The sequence below is a fragment of the Pseudomonas sp. P5_A2_2 genome, from assembly GCF_054177685.1.
Window position 1 is genome coordinate 1 of the sequence record NZ_JBGCUL010000673.1, and the last position, 2,487, is coordinate 2,487.

Below are 2,487 nucleotides of genomic sequence, written 5' to 3' on the forward strand. Positions count from 1 at the left end.
GGTGTGCCGATGGCCGAGGGCTTTCTGCCTTCCATCAAGGAGGAAGAACATCAATGAACGAAGGACATTTCATTGGCCTGCATGACAAGACCACCTGTGGCGGCAAGGTCCTGAATGGTGACACCCGGATATTGATGTACGGCATTGCCCATGCCCGCGAAGGTGATCGAGTCACCTGTGGCAAGGACGGCAAGACTTACAAAATTGTCGGTGGCATTTCGCACATGATCAGTCATGGCAAAGCCATGGCGGGCACGCTGGACAGCCACAGCGATTGCCCCTGCAAGGCCCGACTGATCCCCTCGGTGGTCACGGCGACCTATCGCAACGCTAACTCCGCACCGCGAACGGACAGGAGCGTTGTGCAACCCGTTTCCAGTGCGGCAACCAGTCAACCGGCCGCGCCACGTCAGCCTGGTTTCGCCCCTTCGAACCCACCGGCGCCTGTCATATTCGCCCGCGTAGACCCTCAAGAACCGGGCTTCTATGTGGTGCCCAAAAGCATGACCCGCGAGGCATTGGAGGCCACGTTGTTCGCCACGCCCGATGCCGCCGTGATGCGCAAGTTTCGGGCACTCAACCCAGTATCAGACAACATCAAAGCCGGCTCGTTGATCGTACTGAGCGACCCGAACAACACCTCCTGCACCTACCAGGAAGCGCAGCTGATGCAGGCCGCGCAGCAGGTCAAGGCCGCCCTTGATCCCCTGACGCCGGAGGAAGCCGAGTTCATGTTCCGCCACGCGGCGGAAATCGCCAGTTTTAGCGGCGAGACTTCGACCTGGCTTGGCGTCAGCGCGGTGGTGATGGAAAAACACCTGGCCCGACTGCGCGACACCCTGCAAGCCATGGAGCGTCTGCATCAAGACAGCTATCGCCAACACGGCCACCTCAAATCACCGCAGTTCTTCGCCGAACGCCAGCGCCTGCTCGCCCAACTCGATGCTCATCTGCTGAACTCCACTCGCCTGCGTGGCCAGACCACCCTGGGCGATCACCCGAAGCTGAAGACGGCGCTCGGCATTTCCAGTCGCAGCCTGGTGCACCACTGGGACAAGGCCGGGGCGCCGGGGCAGATACCGGGGTATGCCAATCACGTGAATGCGACCAGTCGGGCGGCGAAGTACATGAGCACCGGCGGTTACATCGGCATTGGCATTGGTGGGGTTTCTTCGTTGCTGGCTGTTCAGGAGATTTGTGTAGACGACTCTGGAGCGGCTTGTGAGAAGGTCAAGTTTACGGAGGGAGGAAAATTTGTGTTGTCGACAATCGGTGGTCATAGAGGTGGAGAGTTGGCATATATAGCTAGCGGCCCTGTTTGCTTGGCGCTTGGGGTATCCACAGGGATTGGAGGAGTTATCTGCGTTGCGGCCATAGTAGGGGCTGGTGCATGGGTGGGCTCTGAAGCTGGAGGTGTTGCAGGAGAGTTCCTGGGCGAGAAACTGTATGAGGCCAAGCAACGGTGATCAACGCCTGGAGTCTCTGGGTTGTCATTTTGGTTGTGGGTGGGCCATTCCTGTTGAGTATTGGTACTTTTGCCTACAGCCTTTACTTGATGCGTCATCTGGATTCCATGTTGAAAGCTTTGGAAAATAGTCGACATATTGTTGTTTGGGGAGCGAGTTTGCGACAACAAGGATGGTTTGGGCGACTCATGTTGGTGGCAAAAATCACAGGAATGGTGATATGGCCAGGGCCGGGAATTCGCACTGGTGAAATGGATCCTGACGATGTAAAGAATTTCCCGCCTCACCTCAAACAACTTCTCAAAATCAAGATTTTGATATCGGGAATCATTGTTATCTGGGGGGCAGTTGCATTCGCGCTGGTGAAATTCAAGTAATTATGTGCATCGATTCCAGGTTGAAGACGGCCCTCGGCATTTCCAGTCGAAGCCTGGTGCACCACTGATAAAAGGCTGGTGCACCAGGAAAGATAAGAAGCAGGACTGCGAAATGCAAACGGCACCGGAACAGACCGTGTGAAAACGCGGTCTGCCAAGATCAAAAACAAATGCCCCGACTTGTCGGGGCATTTGTTGGGTTGGCCTTCAGTGGCTTTCACACAGTCTGTTCAGCCGGTTTCTTTATTTCACTCAACAGCACTTCGGTCCGGCTTTACTGCCGTAACGGGCCTCCTGGCGTTCGCGGAAGAACGCCTCGTAGTCCATCACCGGTTTATCCGGGTGCTTGCTCTGCATATGCTCGACGTAGTTGTCGTAGTCGGGCATGCCGACCATCAGGCGCGCGGCCTGACCGAGGTATTTGCCGAGGCGACTCAGGTCATTGAACATGATCAGGCATCCGGCAGCGCGTGGAATGGCGCTTCCTTATCCGTACGCTCCTTGGTGCCCCAGGCGGCAATACCGACCTTGAGCGCGAAGAACAGGATGCTGAACACCACGAACAGGAACAGCGCGGTCAGCGTTGCGTTGGTGTAGGCGTTGAAGATCACGTGCTGCATCTGGGTGATGTCCTTGGCCGGGGC

At 56.7% G+C, this 2,487-nt stretch carries 4 protein-coding genes; 2 read left to right on the forward strand and 2 right to left on the reverse strand.

The annotated features are described in order from the left end of the window. Positions 1-53: 53 nt before the first annotated feature. Both ACXRVY_RS24010 and ACXRVY_RS24015 read left to right on the forward strand, forming a co-directional pair. On the forward strand, positions 54-1,466 hold the full coding sequence (locus tag ACXRVY_RS24010) for a PAAR domain-containing protein (protein WP_457266077.1): 1,413 nt from the start codon (positions 54-56) through the stop codon (positions 1,464-1,466). After that, a complete protein-coding gene (locus tag ACXRVY_RS24015; RefSeq protein ID WP_223463119.1) occupies positions 1,463-1,843 on the forward strand; it encodes a hypothetical protein in 381 nt (126 codons plus the stop codon). The genes ACXRVY_RS24010 and ACXRVY_RS24015 overlap by 4 nt, the downstream gene beginning before the upstream one ends. A 252-nt stretch (positions 1,844-2,095) precedes the next feature. On the opposite strand, the gene ACXRVY_RS24020 is transcribed toward ACXRVY_RS24015, so the two are convergent. Both ACXRVY_RS24020 and ACXRVY_RS24025 read right to left on the reverse strand, forming a co-directional pair. Then, positions 2,096-2,293, reverse strand: a complete 198-nt coding sequence (locus tag ACXRVY_RS24020) for a YbdD/YjiX family protein (protein ID WP_008051268.1) — start codon at positions 2,291-2,293, stop codon at positions 2,096-2,098. A 2-nt stretch (positions 2,294-2,295) separates the two neighbouring features. Beyond that, positions 2,296-2,487 (reverse strand): hypothetical protein (locus ACXRVY_RS24025; protein ID WP_458238429.1); only part of this gene is annotated, 192 nt, incomplete at its 5' end.